The sequence below is a fragment of the Indioceanicola profundi genome (assembly GCF_003568845.1).
Lineage (GTDB): Bacteria > Pseudomonadota > Alphaproteobacteria > Azospirillales > Azospirillaceae > Indioceanicola > Indioceanicola profundi.
The window spans coordinates 1,527,833-1,548,195 of the sequence record NZ_CP030126.1; the positions used below are offsets into that span (position 1 = coordinate 1,527,833).

Annotated in this window: 19 protein-coding genes; 9 read left to right on the forward strand and 10 right to left on the reverse strand. The window is 66.2% G+C overall.

Going from position 1 to position 20,363, the window contains the following annotated elements; translation table 11 throughout:
* The first annotated feature begins 232 nt into the window (after positions 1 to 232).
* The 6 genes from DOL89_RS07290 to sciP all read left to right on the forward strand — a co-directional run bounded on the left by DOL89_RS07290 (position 233) and on the right by sciP (position 5,492).
* Complete coding sequence (locus tag DOL89_RS07290) at positions 233 to 1,390, forward strand: flagellar basal body P-ring protein FlgI (RefSeq protein WP_119678537.1); 1,158 nt, start codon at positions 233 to 235, stop codon at positions 1,388 to 1,390.
* Positions 1,390 to 1,734, forward strand: coding sequence for a rod-binding protein (locus DOL89_RS07295; protein WP_119678538.1), 345 nt, complete (start codon positions 1,390 to 1,392; stop codon positions 1,732 to 1,734). The genes DOL89_RS07290 and DOL89_RS07295 overlap by 1 nt, the downstream gene beginning before the upstream one ends.
* Positions 1,734 to 2,165 carry a hypothetical protein gene (locus DOL89_RS07300; protein WP_119678539.1) on the forward strand — a complete coding sequence of 144 codons (432 nt, stop codon included), beginning with the start codon at positions 1,734 to 1,736 and terminating at the stop codon, positions 2,163 to 2,165. Before DOL89_RS07295 ends, DOL89_RS07300 begins: the two co-directional genes overlap by 1 nt.
* A 1,066-nt stretch (positions 2,166 to 3,231) precedes the next feature.
* A complete protein-coding gene (locus tag DOL89_RS07305) occupies positions 3,232 to 4,434 on the forward strand; it encodes a flagellar hook-length control protein FliK (protein ID WP_162937375.1) in 1,203 nt (400 codons plus the stop codon).
* A 22-nt stretch (positions 4,435 to 4,456) separates the two neighbouring features.
* On the forward strand, positions 4,457 to 5,131 hold the full coding sequence (locus DOL89_RS07310; RefSeq protein ID WP_119678541.1) for a flagellar hook assembly protein FlgD: 675 nt from the start codon (positions 4,457 to 4,459) through the stop codon (positions 5,129 to 5,131).
* 70 nt (positions 5,132 to 5,201) lie between these two features.
* A complete protein-coding gene (gene sciP, locus DOL89_RS07315; protein WP_119678542.1) occupies positions 5,202 to 5,492 on the forward strand; it encodes a CtrA inhibitor SciP in 291 nt (96 codons plus the stop codon).
* 30 nt (positions 5,493 to 5,522) lie between these two features.
* Here sciP and DOL89_RS07320 read toward each other — a convergent pair whose 3' ends face one another.
* From DOL89_RS07320 to DOL89_RS07345, 6 genes are all read right to left on the reverse strand, one after another.
* Positions 5,523 to 6,722 (reverse strand): hypothetical protein, encoded by a 1,200-nt coding sequence (locus DOL89_RS07320; RefSeq protein WP_119678543.1) that lies wholly within the window; start codon positions 6,720 to 6,722, stop codon positions 5,523 to 5,525.
* A 74-nt stretch (positions 6,723 to 6,796) separates the two neighbouring features.
* Positions 6,797 to 8,284, reverse strand: coding sequence for a ribosome biogenesis GTPase Der (gene der / locus DOL89_RS07325; protein WP_119678544.1), 1,488 nt, complete (start codon positions 8,282 to 8,284; stop codon positions 6,797 to 6,799).
* Positions 8,285 to 8,319: 35 nt separating this feature from the next.
* Entirely contained in the window at positions 8,320 to 9,702 is a 1,383-nt protein-coding gene (locus DOL89_RS07330; RefSeq protein ID WP_225889938.1) for an outer membrane protein assembly factor BamB family protein, read from the reverse strand.
* Positions 9,699 to 10,358 carry a tetratricopeptide repeat protein gene (locus DOL89_RS07335; protein ID WP_119678546.1) on the reverse strand — a complete coding sequence of 220 codons (660 nt, stop codon included), beginning with the start codon at positions 10,356 to 10,358 and terminating at the stop codon, positions 9,699 to 9,701. The genes DOL89_RS07330 and DOL89_RS07335 overlap by 4 nt, the downstream gene beginning before the upstream one ends.
* 134 nt (positions 10,359 to 10,492) lie before the next feature.
* On the reverse strand, positions 10,493 to 11,047 hold the full coding sequence (locus DOL89_RS07340; protein WP_119678547.1) for a thioredoxin family protein: 555 nt from the start codon (positions 11,045 to 11,047) through the stop codon (positions 10,493 to 10,495).
* Positions 11,048 to 11,161: 114 nt separating this feature from the next.
* The gene (locus tag DOL89_RS07345) at positions 11,162 to 11,836 is read right to left on the reverse strand and encodes a response regulator transcription factor (protein WP_119678548.1); all 675 of its coding nucleotides are present in this window, start codon (positions 11,834 to 11,836) and stop codon (positions 11,162 to 11,164) included.
* A 582-nt stretch (positions 11,837 to 12,418) separates the two neighbouring features.
* On the opposite strand from DOL89_RS07345, the gene DOL89_RS07350 reads away from it, so the two are divergent.
* Positions 12,419 to 13,069, forward strand: a complete 651-nt coding sequence (locus tag DOL89_RS07350) for a response regulator transcription factor (RefSeq protein ID WP_119680306.1) — start codon at positions 12,419 to 12,421, stop codon at positions 13,067 to 13,069.
* Between the two features lie 124 nt (positions 13,070 to 13,193).
* On the opposite strand, the gene DOL89_RS07355 is transcribed toward DOL89_RS07350, so the two are convergent.
* The 3 genes from DOL89_RS07355 to DOL89_RS07365 all read right to left on the reverse strand — a co-directional run bounded on the left by DOL89_RS07355 (position 13,194) and on the right by DOL89_RS07365 (position 16,686).
* Positions 13,194 to 13,892 carry a LuxR C-terminal-related transcriptional regulator gene (locus DOL89_RS07355; protein WP_119678549.1) on the reverse strand — a complete coding sequence of 233 codons (699 nt, stop codon included), beginning with the start codon at positions 13,890 to 13,892 and terminating at the stop codon, positions 13,194 to 13,196.
* Between the two features lie 676 nt (positions 13,893 to 14,568).
* Entirely contained in the window at positions 14,569 to 15,975 is a 1,407-nt protein-coding gene (locus tag DOL89_RS07360) for an nSTAND1 domain-containing NTPase (RefSeq protein WP_119678550.1), read from the reverse strand.
* 132 nt (positions 15,976 to 16,107) lie between these two features.
* The gene (locus DOL89_RS07365) at positions 16,108 to 16,686 is read right to left on the reverse strand and encodes a polysaccharide biosynthesis/export family protein (RefSeq protein WP_225889939.1); all 579 of its coding nucleotides are present in this window, start codon (positions 16,684 to 16,686) and stop codon (positions 16,108 to 16,110) included.
* Positions 16,687 to 16,953: 267 nt separating this feature from the next.
* Here DOL89_RS07365 and DOL89_RS07370 point away from each other — a divergent pair, with 267 nt between their 5' ends.
* Complete coding sequence (locus DOL89_RS07370; protein ID WP_119678551.1) at positions 16,954 to 17,133, forward strand: hypothetical protein; 180 nt, start codon at positions 16,954 to 16,956, stop codon at positions 17,131 to 17,133.
* Positions 17,134 to 17,152: 19 nt separating this feature from the next.
* Here DOL89_RS07370 and otsB read toward each other — a convergent pair whose 3' ends face one another.
* On the reverse strand, positions 17,153 to 17,947 hold the full coding sequence (gene otsB / locus DOL89_RS07375; protein ID WP_205574654.1) for a trehalose-phosphatase: 795 nt from the start codon (positions 17,945 to 17,947) through the stop codon (positions 17,153 to 17,155).
* Between the two features lie 616 nt (positions 17,948 to 18,563).
* Here otsB and DOL89_RS07380 point away from each other — a divergent pair.
* Positions 18,564 to 20,237 (forward strand): AAA family ATPase, encoded by a 1,674-nt coding sequence (locus DOL89_RS07380; protein ID WP_162937377.1) that lies wholly within the window; start codon positions 18,564 to 18,566, stop codon positions 20,235 to 20,237.
* Positions 20,238 to 20,363 lie beyond the last annotated feature (126 nt).

Below are 20,363 nucleotides of genomic sequence, written 5' to 3' on the forward strand. Positions count from 1 at the left end.
AGTGTATGGCGAATCCGGATCAGGCCCTGCCAGCCGCGGCGGAAGCGCCCCGATCCTCCATTAGTGTTATCACCCGCGCCGCCGCGGCGCATAGGGCAATTTTTTCCGCCGGCCGGGTGCAGGGCTTGCCGCCAAGCCTTACAGGACCGCTGCATTCGCTCGATTCCCGCACGATCCCCCGGTTGGCACGCTGCTCGCATAGGGAAGGCGAACGGTCCCAGGGAATCGAGCCATGTTGCGCCAGTCGATCCGATCCGCCCTTTCCAGCCTGCCCCGCCTGCTGCGGTCCGCCGCGGTTGCCGGAGGCTTGGCACTGGCACTGTTGCAGCCCGGAGTCGCCGATGCCCAGTCCCGCATCAAGGACATCGCCGATGTGGAGGGGGTGCGCGACAACATGCTGGTGGGCTATGGCCTGGTGGTGGGCCTGAACGGGACCGGCGACACCATTAACAACTCCCCCTTCACCGAGCAGAGCCTGATCGGCATGCTGGAACGGCTGGGCGTGAACATCCGTGGCGAGACGCTACGGACCCGCAATGTCGCCGCCGTGATGGTAACGGCTACCCTCCCCCCCTTCACCACCCAGGGCACCCGCATCGACATCTCCGTCGCGACGCTTGGCGACGCCAAGAACCTGCAAGGCGGCACGCTGCTGGTGACGCCGCTGCTGGGCGCAGATGGCGAGGTCTATGCGGTTGGCCAGGGCGCGGTGGCCGTCTCCGGCTTCGCCGCCCAGGGTCAGGCCGCCAGCATCACCCGCGGCGTTCCCACCTCCGGCCGCATCGCCGGCGGCGCCATCGTGGAGCGGGAGATCCCCTTCGCCCTGACCGACCTGCCCTATGTCCGGCTGGCGTTGCGGAACCCTGATTTCACGACGGCGAAGCGCGTGTCCGAGGCGATCAACGGGGTGTTCGGCACCAGGACGGCCCAGGCCACAGACCCTGCCTCCATCCTGATCGACGTGCCCGCCCCCCGGCGAGGCGATGTGGTGGGCTTCATCCGGGACATCGAGCAACTGCGCGTCACCCCGGACCAGCCCGCCCGCGTCGTCATCGACGAGGCGTCCGGCGTGATCGTGATGGGTGAGAACGTCCGGATCAGCACCGTCGCCATCGCCCAGGGCAACCTGACCATCCGTGTCGTGGAGACGCCGCAGGTCAGCCAGCCGGGCCCCTTCAACGAGGGCGGGCAGACGGTGGTGGTCCCGCGCACCGATATCCAGGTGGATGACGGCAAGGACAACAAGTTGACCATCATCCCCGCCGGCGTCTCCCTTCAGGAGCTGGTGCAGAACCTGAACGCGCTGGGCGTCGGCCCCCGCGACATGATCTCCATCCTCCAATCCATCAAGGCGGCCGGCGCGCTCCAGGCCGAGATCGAGGTGATGTGATGACGGACATGGCCCTGCCCCCGCCCGGCTTCGACCGCGTCGCCATTCAGCAGAGCCGGCCGGCCGCCGCCCTGCGGCTGAGCCGCAATGCGAGCGAAGCCGAGATCGACAAGGCTGCCAAGGAGTTCGAGGCGGTGTTCGTGACCCAGATGCTGAGCAGCATGTGGGAAGGCGTCGGCGCGGATGAGAATTTCGGCGGCGGCCATGCTGAGGAAACCTATCGCGGCCTGCTGATGGAGCAGTACGGCAAGGAGGTTTCCAAAGCCGGCGGCTTCGGGCTGGCCGATCATGTGAAGCGGTCCCTGCTGGAAGCCCAGGAAATGGCTGCCCAGGGAGGCCGCTGATGAGCGCCGGGATGGTCCGGATCGAGACCCTGACCGACAGCATGGACCAGCTCACCCTGCTGTTCACGCAGGAGAAGGCCTTGATCGCCGCGCGCGACCGCGACGGCCTACGTGAGCTTGGGGAAATGAAGCAGCGCCTAGCCCGCGCCCATGAGGAGGCCCTGCGGGCCATCGCCCGCGATCCGGTAGGGCTGAGGGAGCTGGAAGCCGAGGAGCGCCAGCGGCTCCAGGACGCAATCGTGGCCTTCCAGGCTGCGAGCCTGGCGAACGCGATGGCCGTACAGGTCGCCTTGCGCGCTACGGACGCCCTGGCCGCCACGATTGTCCATGCGGTCAATCGTGCGCAGGAGCTTGAAGGGCCGCCGGGCGGAGCCGGCGGTTATGGCCGCGGCAGCCGTGCCCCCGCCTCATCCTTCAATCAGGTTCTCTGAGACAGGCCAGTCCGGCAGCTAAGGACCGGCCAGGAGCGGCACTCGGCAGAAGCTGCCCATCCCGGCATGCCCTGCCCGGTGGGAACGGCAGGAGTCCGCCGGGCATCCCTGGTCGCGACCGATACAGCCGGGTTTGAATCTGGCCCGCTGCTTGCATTGTAAAGCGGAACCACCAATCGGGACGTCAGCCATGGACATCCTTTCCGCCCAGATCCTGCCGCAGAAAGCCGGCGTTCCCGCGGTTCCCGCCGGGGCGGTCGCGCCAACGGCGACCCAAACCACGGACGGCGCTTTCAACGCGCTCCTGGCCGGGCTCATCAAGGCGGACTCGGGAGAGGCTGTCGCGGCACCGCCCGGAACGGCGCAGTCCCCCTTGGCCGCGGCAGCGCCAAGCATCGCGCCGTCCATCCAGCCAACGTCCGCCCCTTCCGCCCAAGCAGCGGGGCAGGCCCGCCGGGGCGCCCCTGTATTGCAGGGCGGGGTGCCGGTGTTCATGGCGGGCGCCGCGATCCGGCATAACGCACAGGAACAGACCCCAATGCCCTTGCCGCCGGGGACTGCTTCCAATCCATTGGATATCGTGCCAGCAGTGGACGGACGCGCTCCCGCCCCTCCCGCCGCGGCGACGCTTCGCGCCGACGGGGCTGCGGACCGATCCGACTCCTTGGTTCCGGTGGCCGACGATGAAGCAGCCGTCCCGGTATCCTCCGACACCTTGGTCGTGCAGCCCGCAGACACAGCCTGGACTCCGGAAGCGCTTCCGTTGCCGACAGCTCCCAAACCGGCAACTTCCGCGCCGGCGGATATCTCTATCCCGGCAATATCCGGAAGCGAGCCGGGCCCATCGCCCGAGACCGCCGGCACCGGATCGGCCCAGGTCCTGGACAATCCGGTTCCGACGCAGCCTACCCAGCCAGCGCCGGTTGCAGCCACAGCTGCTCCTGTTCAGCCCCCCGTCACCGCCGTCGCGGCAGCGCCCGCCAGGACCGTCGCCACACCCACGCCTTCGGGGCCGATCGCAAGGCCAGCGCGGGCGGCTGGTGCGGAGGGTGTGGCGGAGCAGGCTGTGCCCAAGGTGTCGGCGGATGCCGGCCGGGCAGCAGATTCCTCCTCCACGGCCGAAGCTGAAGCCGATGGAATGACGCTGGTTGCCCAGGTGCCCGTGGATGCTCCCGTCGAGGCTTCGGGCGCTGCCCCTGCACCGGAGCCGCCTATGCCCGCGCCGTCAGCACCGGCGGCGAGCACTGTGTCGGAGGACATTGCGGCGGAGAACATTGCGGCGGGTGGGGCTGATGGAGATGCACCCTCCCGCGATGGCGCGTCCGCCCCACTGGCCTCCACGTCTCTGCCGAAAGCCCCGGCGGATGCCGTGAGGGTGGCGGATGTGCCGGACGCGGCCGCGGCAAGCGGGTCCGGTCCGGCCGAGCCATCGGGGTTGGCGCCGGCCCAACTGATGGAGCAGATAGGTCAGGCAGAACAGGCTGATGCCGGACGTGACTGGCGCGCCCGTGTGCAGGAGGATCGGCCCGCCGGACGGAATGCTCCGGAACGGCCGGAACCGGCAGTGGCTGCAGCAGCTTCCGCCCCGCAACGCGCAGCCGCGGCAGCTTTTGCCGAGCCATCGGCAAATCCCTCCCCCGGTACCGGCCAGGACCTTGCGGCTGCCATCGAGCCGTCGAAGCAGACAGGCGAACAGGGCGGTTCCGGATACGGGCAGCAGGATGGCGCACAGGCGGAAGCTGATATCCAGCTTCATGCCCCGGCCGCTCCCGAACTTCAGAAGACGGGCAGCTCCGATTTCGCACAGCTCGTCGCGAATGCCCGGCCTGTCCGCCCCGGTCATCCTGCCGCCGCCCCGCAACAGATCGCGCTGCATATCCAGAAGGCGGCTGCGGAGGGGCATGATCGCCTGACCGTGCAACTCCGGCCGGCGGATCTGGGACGTATCGACGTGCAACTTGATTTCGGCAAGGACGGAACGCTGCGGGCCATGGTGACCGCCGATAACGCGGGCACTCTGGACATGCTGCAACGTGACGCCCGCGGGTTGGAACGGGCCTTGCAGGATGCCGGTCTGAAAACCGATGCCAACGGGCTCAGCTTTTCCCTGCGCGACCAGGGAGGACAGGCCCAGCGGGAACATATGCAGGAACGCGGCCGCAATGCCGGACTGCGGATCGCGAATGATGGAGCGGTCGACGCACCCGCCACCCCGGCCGGTGCGCCGGCCCTGACGATCGGCCCCGGCCGCGTCGATGTGCGTGTCTGACCGCTTCAGAGAGAGATGAAGGATGGCTACCGAGATCACCAGCACCGGCGTCGGGCAGACGGCCACAACGGCGCAGCCCAATGCGCTGAAGACCCTTTCCGACAATTACCAGACGTTCCTGAAGCTGCTGACGGAGCAGCTCAAGAACCAGGACCCGATGCAGCCGCAGGACGCCTCGGAATTCACCAACCAGCTCGTCCAGTTCTCCCAGGTGGAGCAGCAGATCGCCTCCAATGACAAGTTGGACGCGCTGATCGGCACGATGAACCAGAACCGGCCCGTCCAGGCTCTCAGCTATATGGGCAAGGTCATTGAAATGCAGGGGAACGGCATCGCGCTGCAGGAGGGCAAGGCGAACCTCACGGTCACGCTGCCATCACCGGCCGCCAGCGCCACGGTCGAATTCTACGACAACACCGGCCTGCTGGTTCACAGCATGTCCATGCCCAAGACCGCCGGCTATCATGACCTGAGCTGGGACGGGAAGAGTGCTTCCGGCAAGCAGTTGCAGGACGGATTCTATCAGGTCGCCGTGAAGGCCAAGGGCTCCGACGGCGAGGACATCGCAACCCTGGTCCAGTCCACAGGGGTGGTTACCGGCGTGGACATGTCGGACGGCAATACGTACCTGGTGGTCGGCGTGATGGCCGTGAAGCCCGAGAACGTACTCTCCATCCGGAACAAGACCGGCGCTTGAACGCATTTCACCGAATCTTAATGGGTAGAACGTATCGATAGGGGTAAATACCAACACTTCCGCGTGCCAGATGACCTCTGAATACACCGGCTGCGTGTCCGTCCCGGCGATTGCCGAGAACGCGATAACCCTTGACGATCTGCCCCCGCCCGACACCAAACGCTGGGTCACCCGACGCAAGGCGCAAGTCGTTGCCGGCGTGCGCAGCGGCATCATCACCTTGGAGGAAGCGTGCAGCCGCTATAATCTCAGCGTCGAGGAATTTCTTACCTGGCAGAGGCTGATCGATAAGCACGGCCCTCGGGGCCTGCGCACCACCCGCATCCAGCAATATCGCCGCGACGGCCAGTCCGCGGCCTGACCGATCCGGGCACTCCCGGCCGTAGCCGCCCTACTCGGCCCGCAGGTTGTCGGCAACGGCGTGGAGCCCCTTGGCTCTCAGCACATCCTGGCGATTGCGGAGCCGCCGGATCGACATCGCCTTGCGAACCGCCTCACCGCCGAACATTTCACCATTTCCCTGCATCAGCGCCGTCGTCAGCTCCTCGATCAGCGTGCCGTCCGCGGCAGGGTTCAGCTTGTCCAGCGGCTTGTCGCTTGCGATCTCCTGGACCAAGCGCGCGGTCAGGACTTGACGGCAGAGCGGAGCCACTCCCCGGCCGATCAGTCCCGACAGCCGCGCCGCCCCCGGCGACATCCCGCCGACCTGACGACCCTGGAGAAATCCTGCCAGGGCGCAAAGGAAGCCTGCCAGATTCGACCGCGCACCGAACACGTCCTGGATGACATCCGCGAAAATCAGCGTGTCGGCAGCGATCCCGTCCAGCAGCCGCATGAGCGGCTCGTCGATGTCCGGCTGCTCCATCAACTCCACGACCGAGTCGAGCTTGCCGGGCAGGCTTGAAATCTCGAACAGCCAGACCGTCAGCAGGGAGCGCATCGCGTAGGCATATCGATCCTCCCCCACGGCGGCCTGCACTGTCCGGGCGTAGGCAGCGATATCCGCGCCTTGGAACGGGGGAAGACGCTTGCGCTCAGCCGCAAAGTCCCGGGCCAGCCCTGTCGCCTGGTCGACAAGCCCGATCAGCTCCTTCACGCGGTCCTTCACCGAGGTGCCGGTGGTCGCGGCCTGGGCCGTGGCGGTGCGGTGGATGGCGGCGGTCACAATGCCGCCGCCCTTGTCCTGCAGCCGCCGGGCATGGGACCAGCCGTGCAGAAGTTCCGTGGCGGTGAGATTGTTCCGGGCCAGATAGTCCTTCAGGACCTGCCCCACCACCTGCCGCCCCGCATCCTCGCAGAGGTCGGCCACTGTGGCGCAGAGCGGGGTCGGCTGCGACGGGCTGGCGACGACGACCGGCTTTTCCCTGGCCTGCACGGCATCTTCAAAGATCACCGTCTCCGTGGTGAAGCCGTTGAGCATGGAGCGCTGCCGCACCACCCTGGCGGACAGCGTCCCGCCGCTGCCGAGCGCCTTCCGCGCCAGGGCGACTGCCGCATCCTCATCATCGGTGACCGCCTCAAGCCGCCAGCGTCCTTCATGCTGGAAGAACACCTCGTACCCGACCAAGCGGTTCCTGATCCATTTCAGCACGTGCAGCCCCCACTGCCATCCGGATACATACTATCGGATGAGAGGCTCCGGGCGAAGACACTTCGGATTTTAGCTTAACTTCCAGCGTAGGGATTCGTGCTGCCCTTCCGGACCAGGAACCGGATCGGCACGCCGGGCAGATCGAAAGTCTCCCGCATGCCGTTGACCAGGTAACGCATATAATGTTCCGGCAGGTCGACCGGCTTGTTGACGAACAGGGCGAAGGTCGGCGGCCGGCTCTTCACCTGGGTCATGTAGCGAATTTTCAGGCGGCGCCCCTCCACCAGCGGCGGCGGATGCTGTTCCAGCATGCCGTGCAGCCAGCGGTTCAACTGCGCAGTCGAAATACGCCGGTTCCAGAGCGCGTACACGTCCAGCACGCTGTCCAGAAGCGAGTCCAGCTTCTGCCCGCGCAGGGCCGAGATGGTGACCGTGGGAATGCCCTTCACCTGGGGCATCGAGGTCTGGAGCCGGTCGCGGAGCTGCTGCAACGCCTCCTGCCGGTTCTCCACCGCATCCCATTTGTTGATCGCGATGATCAGGGCGCGCCCTTCCTCGATCACCATGCGCGCGATGGTCAGATCCTGCTTGTCCAGGATCGCGTTGGCGTCCAGCACCAGGACGACGACATGCGCCAACCGGATCACGCGAAGCGTATCGGCGACCGCCAGCTTCTCCAGCTTGGTTTCCACCCGCGCCTTCCGGCGCAGCCCGGCGGTATCAACCAGCTTCAGCGGCTGGTCGCGCCAAATCCACTCCACCGCGATGGCATCGCGGGTCATGCCGGCCTCGGGCCCGGTCAGAACCCGCTCTTCCCCGACCAGGCTGTTCAGCAGCGTGGATTTGCCGACATTGGGACGCCCGACGATGGCGAGCTGAAGCACCTTCGGCGCCGGCTCCTCCTGCTCGCCCTGCCGCGATTCGCCTTCCACGGCCTGACCGGCTTCGGCAAGGCGCGCGGCTTCCTCCGGGCTGTCCGGCGCCGCGGCGGCGGGAACCGGCACGGCGTCCGCCGCATCCTGCGCGTCCGCCGCTTCGGACGGGGATTCCTCCTCCGGGGCAAAGGGCAGCAGCGCCTGGACCAGATCGGCCAGCCCCTCTCCATGCTCCGCCGAGAGCGGCACCGGCTCGCCCAGGCCAAGCTCGAAGGCTTCGAGCAGACCGGGCTGGCCCGCCTGCCCTTCACACTTGTTGGCGACCAGGATGACCGGCGTGCCGGACCGACGCAGCCAGCCGGCGAAATGCCGGTCCAGCGGCGTCACGCCGGCGCGTGCGTCGATCAGGAAAAGCCCTACATCCGCGCGCTGAAGCGCCTGTTCGGTCTGGCGGCGCATGCGCGCCTCCAGGCTCTGGTCAAACACTTCCTCCAGCCCGGCCGTGTCGACCACAACCAGATCCAGCCCGCCGACGCGGGCATCCGACGCGCGCCAGTCGCGGGTGACGCCCGGCGTGTCGTCGACGATGGCGAGCTTCTTGCCCACCAGCCGGTTGAACAGCGTGGACTTGCCCACATTGGGGCGACCGATGATGGCGACCGTCAGCCGCCGGGCGGCCTGCGCCATGGCACTCCCCCTATGCCCGTCCGTGGAAATGGGCTTCAGCGATAGGCGACGAGGTCGCCATCGTCCGTCAACACATAAAGCGTGTTGTCGGCAACGACCGGCGGCAACAATGTCGCGTCGGGCAGGTCGATCTTGTTGACCACCTCTCCGGTCCGCGGCGACACCTCGACCAGTTCGGCCTCGCTGTTCACCAGGATGAGACGGCCTCCGGCCAGAATCGGGCCTGCCCAGACCAGCGGGTCCTCGCGATCCTCCTCGTCCTCGAACTGCTGGAGCTGGCTGATCCAACGGATGCGGCCGGTGTCGCGCGCCAGCGCCACAAGCTGCGCCTCGTTGCTCAGCACGAAGATCCAGTCGCCGGCCACATAGGGCGTGTTGATGCCGCCGATATCCTGTTCCCAGGCGCGCTGACCGGTGCGCAGATTGATCGCCGCCATGCGCCCGCTGTGACTGACCGCGAAGACGAGACCACGGTCGATGACGGGAAGACCACGGATGTCGGCCAGGGCTCCGGCAGCGCTGCCGCGCCGCACCGTGGCGAGATTGTCGGACCAGGCCTGCACGCCATTCTCGACGCGGAGCGCGTAAAGCTCACCCGACGAGTAGGGAACGATTACGATGTCGTTCTCCACCGCCGCGGATGAGCCGCCGAGGAGCGCCGCCGTCTCCAGAATACCGGTATGGGTCCACTGGAGGACGCGGTTCTCCGCCGCGAGCGTGATGGTCTGGTTGTCCGTGGCGACAACGAAGACGCGGCCCTGGGCAACCGTCGGGGCGGAGCGGATCGGGCCGGCGATGCGCTGCCGCCAGATTTCCGAACCGTTGGCCGGGTCGATGGCGACAGCCTCACCGTAACCCGTGGTCACGAACAGGCGCCCGTCATCGCCGACGGAGACGCCGCCGCCGAAGGCCTCGCCCTCCTGGTCCGGCCGGACGACATTCGCCGTCCACACCGTGGCGCCGGTCGCGGCGTCGATGGCGTGAAGGTCGAACTCGGTGTCCAGGACATAGACGCGACCATTGGCGACCACCGGACCGCTCAGCAGCGGGCGGGAGCGCGTGCCGCCCTCGATCGCGACACGCCAGACCTCCCGCAGGTCGCGGCCCAACGCCAGATGGCCGGGCGCGTGGCGGATGTCGCCGCCGGGCTGCGTCCAGGCGGCGTTCGCCTGCGCCTCCGGCAGGGCGATCTCCGCCTGCTGCAGGGTCGGGTCGGGCTCCAGGGACTGCTCGAGCTGAAGAACGGAAATGCGGTTGCCGCCCAGGCGGGGGCCCTCGTCCTCGCTATCGAACCATCCGCCGATGGTGTCGCATCCGGACAGCAGCAGGCAGGCCGCCAGCCCCGCCGCGACGGCTTTGCGGCGGGACGGCGAGACGCGCATGGTGGGGCGATGGGCCACGGAAATCTCTCGGGTCATTTGGACTCGGGGTAAAGGGCGGCAAGCTCTGTGGCGCGGGTGCGGATGCCGGCCGGCGCCTCGGCGTCGGCGGCAAGCTCCCGGAAGATCGATCCCGCGCGGGCTGTATCGCCGGTACGGATCGCCAGCAGACCGGTCAACTCACGCGCGGACCAGCGCCAAGGGCTCGTCGGCGAAGCAAGAGGCGCGAGGCGGCTCTGGAGCTGGGCCGGGTCTCCGCTGTCGATCTGATGCAGCACCGCATGCAGCGAGGCGAGATCTCGCAGCAGCGGATCTTCCGCGGAGCCGGAAATCTCGTCATAGACGGCGACCGCCTGCTCCCTTTGGCCGCCATTGGCGAGCGCCGCCGCCTGATAAAGGCGCGCGAGCGTGGCGTGGCCGCCGTCGAGCTGTGCTGCCGCTGCCGCCAGCTCGTCCGCTGCCTCGGCGGACGGGGCCGCCGCGCCTTCTGGCACCGCTGCCTCGATCGCCCGGGTCAGAACCGCCGTCCGCTCCCGCTGGTCGGCGAGCCGGGCCCGCTGCCACAGCGTATAGCTAGCCGTGGCGGCAACGACGATGAGAGCTGCGGCGATGAGGGCCGGACCGAATCGCTTCCAGATCTTCTGCGCCTGGTCGCGGCGAAGATCCTCATCGACTTCCCGGAAGATATCGGACATCGGGGTTACTCCCGGCCTAAGCCGGACTCCATAGGGTAGAAGGGGGCCGATAGCAGAGGCCCCGTCGATGGTCAAGGCGCGAGGGTCGTGCCGGACTGTACCGCGGGTGGGAAATCGGAGCTCCTACCGGCCGGTCAGACCGGATCGCGCCACTTGATCGAGCAGCCCATGCTGGGGATCTGGTCATGCGGCCCCTGCCCGGTGCGCGCAACCTGGATCATGGCGTTCAGAAGTTCCGGCTCCGCCCCATCCACGGCCTGCTTGCGCGAGGCGTCGAGGCGTCCCCGGTACTGCAACTCGAGATCGGCGTTGAAGCCGAAGAAGTCCGGCGTACAGACCGCATCGTAGGCCCGGGCGACGGCTTGGGTTTCATCGATCACATAGGGGAAGCCGAACCGGTGTGCCGCCGCGAATTCCACCATGTGGTCGAAGGAGTCCTCCGGGTAGGCCTCGGTATCGTTGGACATGATGGCGATGCTGCCGATCCCGTGCTGCCGCAATTCGTCCACGGTGGCCACCAGCCGGTCGACGACGGCCTGCACGTAGGGACAATGGTTGCAGATGAACATCACCAGCAGACCGTTCGGCCCACGCACGTCCGGCAGGCCATAGGTCCTGCCGTCAATGCCGCGAAGCTGGAAGTCGACGGCCTTCCAGCCGAAATCGCAAATAGGCGTTTCCGCCGCCATGGTCACCTCCTGCCTGGATGGACCTCCCGAAGGGCCGGGTTCCGGCCCTGTCCGACCTCTATAGCAGGAGCCGGGCCGGCATGGCGACATTATGACGGTGTGACCACTGCCGATTCAGCTGTCACCCGACGGCTTCTTCAGCATCGGGACATTCAGCCACTCCGCCGCGATCTTGGCCTGGGTGCGGTTTCGCACGCCGAGCGCCTTGAAGATGGCCGTGATGTGGATCTTCACGGTCCCGACGGTCACGCCGAGCGCATCGGCGATGTCGGAATTGCCCCAATCGGAGCGAATCATCGACAGCACCTCACGCTGACGCGGAGTCAGTTGCTGCGCCCCGTCCTCGCGGAAGAACCCGGCAGGCACCGGACCGGCCTGGGTCATCAGCGGCTCGTTGCTGGGCCGCATGCCCAGGATCGGAGGAATGTAGATCCCCCCCTCCAGCACCACAGGGATGGCCTGCGGCAGCTCCTCAGCCGCGTGGGCGCGCCGGACATAGCCCCGCGCGCCTTCGCGGAACATGGCGCGGAGCCGCTCCGCATCGTCAGCGCCGAGGACGATCACCGGCCGCTCCGGATCGGCCTGGACCAGTTGGGAGATGCAGCCCGAAGGCAGGCCGGCCAACGCATCGGAAACCAGCAGCACCGCCGGCTCCGACCCGGACGCGGCAGACTGCAGGCTTTCGAAATCGTCGAACTCCTCGAGATTGCGGAATCCCTGGACCCGCCGGAGGGCGGGCCGCAGGCGTACACGGAAGGCGCTGTCGGTGTCGGCAATCAGCAGGCGCATGTAGAAGCCAAGCCTGAATCGAGCTTAAGGGAGTCGTGCATCCACGACGGGTTCAACCACAGCTTATACCTCGGCATCACACTTCCATACAAGTATATGCAAAACCTTTTCCGTGTGGGACGACCCGCCCAGGTCCACCTACACCGATGTAGGCCGGCCCGCCTTCCCGCCCCGTTACGAAAAGGTTGCAGTAGCATAGCCCAATAGGCGCTCCGTTGCGATTCCGGGATCGCCTGCCACCTACGGAAACACGCATCCGGCTTCCTCCGAGGTATCACAACATATGGCGTCATCGCCATTTGCCAGACTTGAGATGTTTACCCTGAACAATGTTCCATAGCGCCACGAGCTCTTTCAATTGAACCCAGTGATTGTTGGGAACTCCAGTAGCTTTCATCTTAACCTCATTCCACCCGGAAGAGTTAAGCATTGCGTTGGACTTCTCCTGCGACACGGACGTATCTGCCCGCCGAGCGTGTTCACGTGGGGCGAGGATTACTCGAGACGAGCGAAGATATGGACGCCCAGAACGATCGATCGATGATGCCCGCCCAGAGCAGCCGGAGAGGCAAGGTGAACGCAATGCATGTCTGTCTGGTCCCCGGAGATGAGGTCGTCGCCGGCCAGTTGCTCTCCGCGCTGGACCGAGAAAGCCGCCACCGTGTGACGGTTTGTCACGACATCGCGGAGCTGAGCCAGGCCACGTCGACGCCGGACGTGATCCTGATCGACGTGCAGCAATTCTCCGCCCTGCGCGAGAATGAACCGATGGTGTATCTCCGCCTCTCCAGGCGCAGCCGCATCATCGTCATACTCAGCAGCCGCGAGCTCCTCGATGCCGCCCACATCCTCGCCTTTGCCGATGCCTGGGTGTTCGAGGACATAAATCTGGGCAGGGTCAACGAGCTTATCGACCTTGGAGTCGAGGGCCACTGCATCCTGCCGAAACAGTTCCTCTCCCGCATGGGCGTGGACGAGATCCGGCTCACCCTGCTGCCGCGCTTGACGGATGTGGAGTTCCAGTGCCTGCAGCTCCTCGGCCAGGGCCTGAACAACAGAACGATCGCGGAGCAGCTCGACCTGTCGGAAGCGGTGGTGAAGAGCATGGTCCGCAGCGTGTTGGCCAAGCTCCACTTCCGGAACCGGACGGAAGCCGGCGTGTTCGCCGCGCGCCAGCAGCACGCCCTGCAGCCGGCCCGCCAGGGACTGTCCCGCGAAGCCCGCAGCGCCTGAGGCGTTCCTGCCGGTCAGTCGATCTCCGCTCCGTCCGCTCATGGAAAAGGGCGCACCATCAGGTGCGCCCCTTCTCATTCGGCAGTTTGCGGCCGTGTGACGGCCGCGGCCCGCGCCCGGCCTGTCAGCCTACGGCCGCCGAAGCCTGCTGCGGCACATTGCCGGCGCCGGCGAACTCGCCGCCGATCCCGTTGTTCAGCGCCCAGATGGCGGCCTGGGTCCGGTTGGAGGCGTTGATCTTCCGGAGCAGGCTCTTCAGGTGAACCTTCACCGTCGCTTCGGTGATGTTGAGATGGTTGGCGATCATCTTGTTGCTGTCGCCGTTCAGGAGGCAGCGGAGGATCTGGATCTCACGCTGTGACAGGCCCTTGCGGGACACCGGCATCTCCAGCCCGTTTCCGTTCACCCGGCCGCTGATGAGCAGCGCCGCGAGGTGGGTCGGGAAAACCTTCTCGCCCATCATCACCAGCCGCAGCGACTGCGTCAGCGCATCGGACGAAAGATCCTTCATCAGGTAGCCATCGGCCCCGGCTTCCAGCGCATTGGACAGACGCCGCGTGCAGAGATCGGTGGTGAGAACGACCATGCGGCTGTCGGGGAGCGCCTGGCGCAGCCGGCGCATCGCTTCCGCCTCTTCCTCACCGCCATTGACGAGGTCCAGCAGGATCAGGTCGGGCTTCAGCCCCTGCTCGGCGATCGAGACGCCCTCGCGGACGTTGCCAGCTTCGGCGACGATCTTGAACGGGCTCTCTTCCAACAGGCGCTTCAACCCCTCACGAAACAGCTTGTTGGCATCGATAAGAAAAGCCGTGACGTTTTCCATGCTCTGCTCCCGCGCTAGTTTGACTGGTTGGCTTACGTGATTTGCGCCGTTATTAGCGCTCCGGAAAACCATTCCCGTTAGCTCTGCCGGATCGGGCATCCATCGGCGCTCTCTTCTTTCGGGTGAAACATACCCCGGTATCGGTCATTTTTATATCTCTCGAAGGCATTAAAACATAGCCGCTTTAGGCATATGCCGCTTTTCCAAGCAGGAATGAGTGCAAAAAAGTAGGGCTTCTACCCCTGTATGCCATTTATATCACCAGATTTCAGGAACATCGATCCCTGCCCTACTCGGCGGCTTTACTTACATCGAATTTGCGTATCTCGGATTTTCAGCGCTTTAGGAGGTAAGTACAAGAGTAGAAAAGGTCCGAATGACTGCTGCCATTAGGATGGAGTCTGCCCGCTGTGACAGGGATGGTCACAGTCCGACTGGCCTATCCACATACCGCTGGGCGGCATAGGCCGTCACGAAAGGCATAGGGATCGGCGGCTTCTACTTGATGGACAGCAGCGGATCGGTTCCGCGGCAGATACGCGCCAGAGTCCTTGGACCATGGAAAAAGCCGCTGCCACATCCCCTGAGCCAGGGGTGGGCAGCGGCTTTCGCCGATAATCCTGAGATTGACCGGCCATCCGACCCCGAATCCCGGGGCCGGACGGCGCGATTTAGGTCAGAGCAGTTCCCGGCGCTCAGCCTGCATCAGCAGAACGAACTGCCGCATCATCTGATTCCGGAAGCGGATACGGTGCCCGTCGGGGACGATGACGCGCTGGAGGATAGCGCCATCCCCTTCGGTCAGCTCAGCCAAGGTGCGATTTATGACCTCGGGCTTGTGTGCAGGACCGGCGCCGCGCAACGGCACCTGCGCCACATCGCTTTCCCGGAAGCTGCCGAAGTCGTCTGTCGGCGCCTGGGCACAGAGATAGAGCACGTCGGCCCGCGGCCCTGCCCCTTCCGGGCCGATCACGCGGTGATAAGCCTCGATGAGGGCCCGCTCCGCCTCGGAGGTGCAACGCTTGACTGCTTCCGCCAGATCCTGGCGTTCGACCTGATTCGAGCTTCGACCCACGGCCGCGCGCGCCGAGTGCAGGCTCAGAAGCTGGGCGTAATAGGGCAAGCCCTTGGACAGGTTCACGATCCGGCGGCGGACATCCGCGGAGAAGCTGATGCCTGCCGCTTCCGCGCCGGCCAGGATGATCCGCTCGATCTCCCGGTCGCTCATCGGCGGCAGGTGCACAGCCACCAGTGCGCGCTGGATCGAGGGATGCTTGCCCAGCAGATGGTCGACGCTTTCAGCTACGCCGATGATGAACAGAGTGACCGGACTTCCCTTGTCGGTGAGATTCTTGATCAGCTCGGCAAGCTTGTTGCGCGTGTCCTCCGAGGCGATCCGGTCATACTCGTCCAGCACCATCAGCACATGCGTGCCGGCGATCTCGTCCATCACGTCGGCAAGCTGGGTGACCGTGTACGGACCCTTGGGCAGCCGTTCATCGAAGGCGGCGAATCCCCGCGGACCCGAGAACGGGTTCCCGGCCGCGCCCTTGTGATAGCTGGATGGGATACGCCCCATCAGAGCGCGGAACATGTCCTCGAATCCCAGCTCGGCGGAGCAGGTCATCTTGATGGTCAGGTACCCGGCCTGGACGGCGATCTGCTCCACGGCATTGGCCAGCGAGGTCTTGCCCCGGCCGCGGTCGCCGTAGAGCACGACATTCGCCCGCTCCTCCTCAATGGCGGAGATGATCCGGCGGATAGTGCCCAGGCGCCCGATGAAGAGCGCATTCACCTCCTGCTTCGGGCGGGTCGGCGTGAACGCCTCCCGTAGTCTCCGGCTCACTTCCGGCGCAACCGTAGTGGCGGAGCGCAGGCCATTGGAGATCGGCATGGAAAAACGAGGGACGTTCTCGTCCATCGCGGTGGCGCGGCGGATCGGTCCGCCCTCCCGCCGCATGCCGGGCATGGCCGGCTCGGCCGGGCGTATCCGCTCCGCCTCGACGGAAATGGCGCCGCGGGTGTTTGCCGGAGCGGGAACGGGTTCGTCGGCTGGTCGCCGACTGCGGAAGAAGGAGCGCATGAGGCCTTCTGACTTGTCACTTGTTCGGGTTCGGCAATTTTCCGCCGGCGGGCGGCGGCCGGCACCAGTCCCATGCCGGCCGCCCACCTTCCTGCCAGATACAACGCATCCGGCAGCGGTTCGGCCCACGCCTTAGAAATAGCGCTCCGGCACACGGATCACGTCGTCGGGCATGACGGGGGTGTTCGGCGGGGCGGTCCCCTCCTGCTTCTGCCCGTTCACTGTCCGTGTGATGACGACCTGATCCTGCTTGGCCCGGTAGGTATAACCGCCGGCGAGCGCAACGGCAGTCACGGCGGTCATTCCGGCGGCATAGGGGTACTGCCCCGGATTATTGACCTCGCCGATGATGTAGAAAGGCCGGAAGCTCAGCACCTCGACGCTGACGCGCGGGTCGCGCACATAGCCGTCTGCGAGCTGCTGGGCGATGCGTTTCTCCAGCTCACGCGCGGATGCGCCCGTGGCCCGGACTTCCCCGATCAGCGGAAGGGCGATGTGACCGCTGCCGTCGACGGAGAACTCACCGGACAACTGCTCGTGGCCGAAGACGATGACGCGGATCGAGTCCCCCGGCCCCAGGGTGTAGGCCTGCGGTTCCGCCATAGCGACTTCCTGGAAGGCCGGCGGACTCGATCCGCAGGCTCCCAGCGCCAGGGCCGCCACCAGGGCGAAAGGCCTCAGAGCGGATTGGACGGTGGCCATACGCAGCATGATTGGGCTTCCTCGGTATCGATTCATACGCGGAGTGCCAGTCTAATGAAGACGGCAGCACACCGAAAAAACGGAGAAGCGGAAGAGCTGTGGGAATTCGGTGTACGCCCTACGCCAACCCGGCATCGGTGCCGCTCTCCGGTTGCGCTTGCCGCCTATCCGCTTGGCAAAGGGTCGGAGGAGCCGACCGGCGGAAGAGGCTCCTCATGGAACGCGGTCGCCGACAGGGCTGTTCCGTCCAGGACCAAGATGGACCAAGGAGCCGCCATGCCCTCGCGATCGCCCGCCAACCACCCCCGCAAGGAGCCGACCCACCCGTCGACCCAGCATCCCGGCGACGATGCGATGCCGCCCTATACTCCGGGCGGCGTGCCGGAACCGGCGACGGACGAAAAGGTCAACCCCGATCACGCCAAGCCGGCCTATCCGCCGAAGATGCGCCCCTGAGTAGCGCCGGTGCGGGCGTTCAGGCCTGAAGCCGGTCCGCGACCAGGTCCAACAGACGGCCGACCGTGGCCACGTCGCTGACGACGAAGGCGGCTTTGGTCGGCTCGCCCGCTTCGGCGACCCTTACCCCGATTCCGCGCTCGGTAAGGACGGCGAACGCATCCTCGTCGGTCAGGTCGTCTCCCACATAGACAGGCGTGCAGTCGCCCAGTCCCTCTGCTTCCAACACATGCAGAAGAGCCCGCCCCTTGTCCCAGGGCAGGTTCGGACGTAGCTCGAAGAGTTCCTTGCCGCCGGTCCGCCGCAACTCGGGCTCACCCGCCGCCACGGCCGCTACCGCTTCCCCCACCTCCGGCTTGCGTTCCGGCGGAACCTGGCGGGTATGGATCGCCACGGCGTATCGCTTCTTCTCGACGAGCGCGCCGGGAACGGCGGTAAGGGCGCGCTCCACCGCCTCGCCTGCCCTACTCAGCGCTGCAACATATTCTTCGCCCATGCGGTGGCGACCGCTGGGCGCATCGATGTCGAACCCGTGGCTGCCGGCGTAGATCAGCCCTTCGACTCCCACCAGCCGGCGCACATCGTCGAGGTCCCGGCCGCTGATGATTCCCAGGGGACACCCTCTGGCCAGCCGGCGGAGCCTGTCCCTCATCCCTTCGTCCAGCGTCGCCAGATCGGGGCGCGGCGCGATCTCGCTCAGCGTGCCGTCATAATCGAGAAAGATGGCGGGCCGGGATGCGGCGATGCGCTCAGCCAGACTTTGCAGCCCGACCTCGTCCAGTAAGGCCGGCTGCTGTTCGGTGCTGGACATCATGGAACTCCTCATCCGCCGTAATCCGGACCCGCCCACACATACGGGGTGATGCCGATCCGCAACAAGAAGGCCGAAAACGACGACGGCCCCATGTGGGGCCGTGTCCGGTCTTGCCAAACGCAACGACAAGTCCAATATCTTGCAGTGCAGCATCTTGCAGTGCAGCATCTTGGTGCTGCAGTGCCCTTTTCGGGCGTTTCCTCCCTAAACTCAGGCCGCTCCTCGGAGCGGCCTTTTTTCTGCCAGATCGACGGAACCGGTACAACCCCCCAAGCGGCCGATGCCCTGGACGAACGGACTATGCCGCACGCCGGATCTGCACGGTGCCAGCCCTACGGCACAGCCGAATGTCCGGTACGCTCGGCCGCCCGGAATTGGTCGGATGCTGAACGGAACCGCCCGCCGGGATAGCTGTTCAGGTCCATTTGGAAACAGCGATTACGGTCCAGCCCCGCAGAGGATGCGCGAAAGTATCGAATACAGACCCGAAAGGTCAGCGCCCCCCACCATCGCACCGGGGCCGACCTGCGTCCCTGTCCATTAATCTCCTGTGCATCGGGTGGATCGTGCGAGATCCCCTTTAACTTCGGTTCATTTGCAGGAGGGCCGGCCACGCATGAGGACGGCACCATTGGCCACCATCGATCCTGAAGACGATGCTGGCATCGCCGATGGCGAAACGATCTTCAACGGACTGCTCCTGGCCGTCATCGGCCGCCGCAGGCTTCTGGTCCTGGTCGGAGACGCGCCGGCAACCCGGGTGGGTCTGCTGGCGCGCTTGGCGCGCCATGTCGAGGCGGAAGGCTGCATGGTGATGACCGTGGCGGCCGCCACCGGCGTGACCGTGGAGGACCTCATCGAGGTTGCCGGGGCCAGCATGCTGGGCTCGGACTATACGCCTGCCGATTTCGAAGCGCTGGTGGAGGCGCTGGAGGAGCGGCTGGATCTTGCCGGCACAGGCGTGATGATGGTGGAGGAGGCGGATCGCCTCTCCCCCGACACGTTGCGCGACCTGGTGGAGTTGTCCGGTTCCGTCAGCCCGTCCGGGCGCTTCTTGCAGGTGCTTCTGTCCGGTGGCCCGGAACTGCGCAACCGGCTGGAACAAGCCGACCTGCTGCCGACCGTCGAAGCTGTGGGCACGATTTACACCATCGGGCCGACGGTGACGCCGGAGCGGGACGATCTGCGGATTGCCGATGACGGCCCAATCTTCGCCCCCCGCAAGGATACCGGGCGGGAAAAGCCGTCGCGCAAGGGCGGCTGGCTCGCCTTCCTGATGATCGGCGTGCTGGGCATCGCCGGCGCCGCCTATCTCTACGATACAGGCGTTCTGGAGGATGAGCGGATCACGGACCTGCTCGGGTTGGAACGGCCGGCGGCAACATCGGTCGCTACGGGTCCGGCAGACACCCGGTCAGGTCTTGAGCCCACGCGTGACCGCGTCGCGGATGTATCCGCGCCAACCGGAACGGCCGACACCGCCTTCAATACTCCGCCGGAGGTTCCGAGCGCCGGCCGTACGGGCACGGCAGCCGGAGATGCGGCAACCCAGGCGCAGCCGGCCCCCGCGCAACCGACAGCCGGCACGGTCGCAACCTCTACCCCTCCGGCGGCCGAGGAGCCCACGCGCTACTCCGCCGAGGATGTGGAGCGTTTCTCGGAGCTTGCGGGGCGTGTCCTCAGCGGGGAAGACGTCCCGGCGGAGCCCGCTCCTGCCGCGGGGTCGGCCAGCCTTCCTGACCCGGCCCGGCAGGCCCCGCCTCCCGAAGAGTCCCAGCCTCTGGATGATGAGGAGTTGGCCGAACTCGACAGCGCGGAGCAGGCAGCCGACGAGAAGCTGGCGCAGGATGCGGCCTCTCCGGCCCGCGAGGAGGATGTCGCGCTTGCACCTCCTCCCGGCCCGACGCAGGCCGAGGCGCGGCAGCTCCGGACGCTCGCGAGCCGGGCGGAAGCACAGTTCGCCGCGCGCAAGCTGACAACGCCCCAGGCCGACAACGCTTTCACCACCCTGCAGGAAATCCGCGCCATCGATCCGCGCCACCCGCTTCTGGCGGACCTGCGGCGGCGCATCCTGGAAACCTATCAGGCCTGGGCGAATACGGCGGAGGCCAGACAGGACTGGCAGACGGCCCGTGTTTATTATCAACGCGCTCTTCGCGTCGATCCGGCAAATCCGGCGGTTACCGCAAAACTGGATGCGGTCGACGACCGGCTGGCCGGTCGGCCGCAGGTATCGCAGAGCCCGCCGCAGCCAGAAGACGCGCCGCCGGAACCCCGGCTACGCCCCTGAAGCAGAAGCAACTCACAGACGAAAAAAGCCCCGGCCTGGCAGAGACAGGCCGGGGTTTCAAGTTTCACTAGGGAGGAAACGCAACCACAGTTGCCCGCCCTGAATACCGGGCGCCGCTTAAATGAT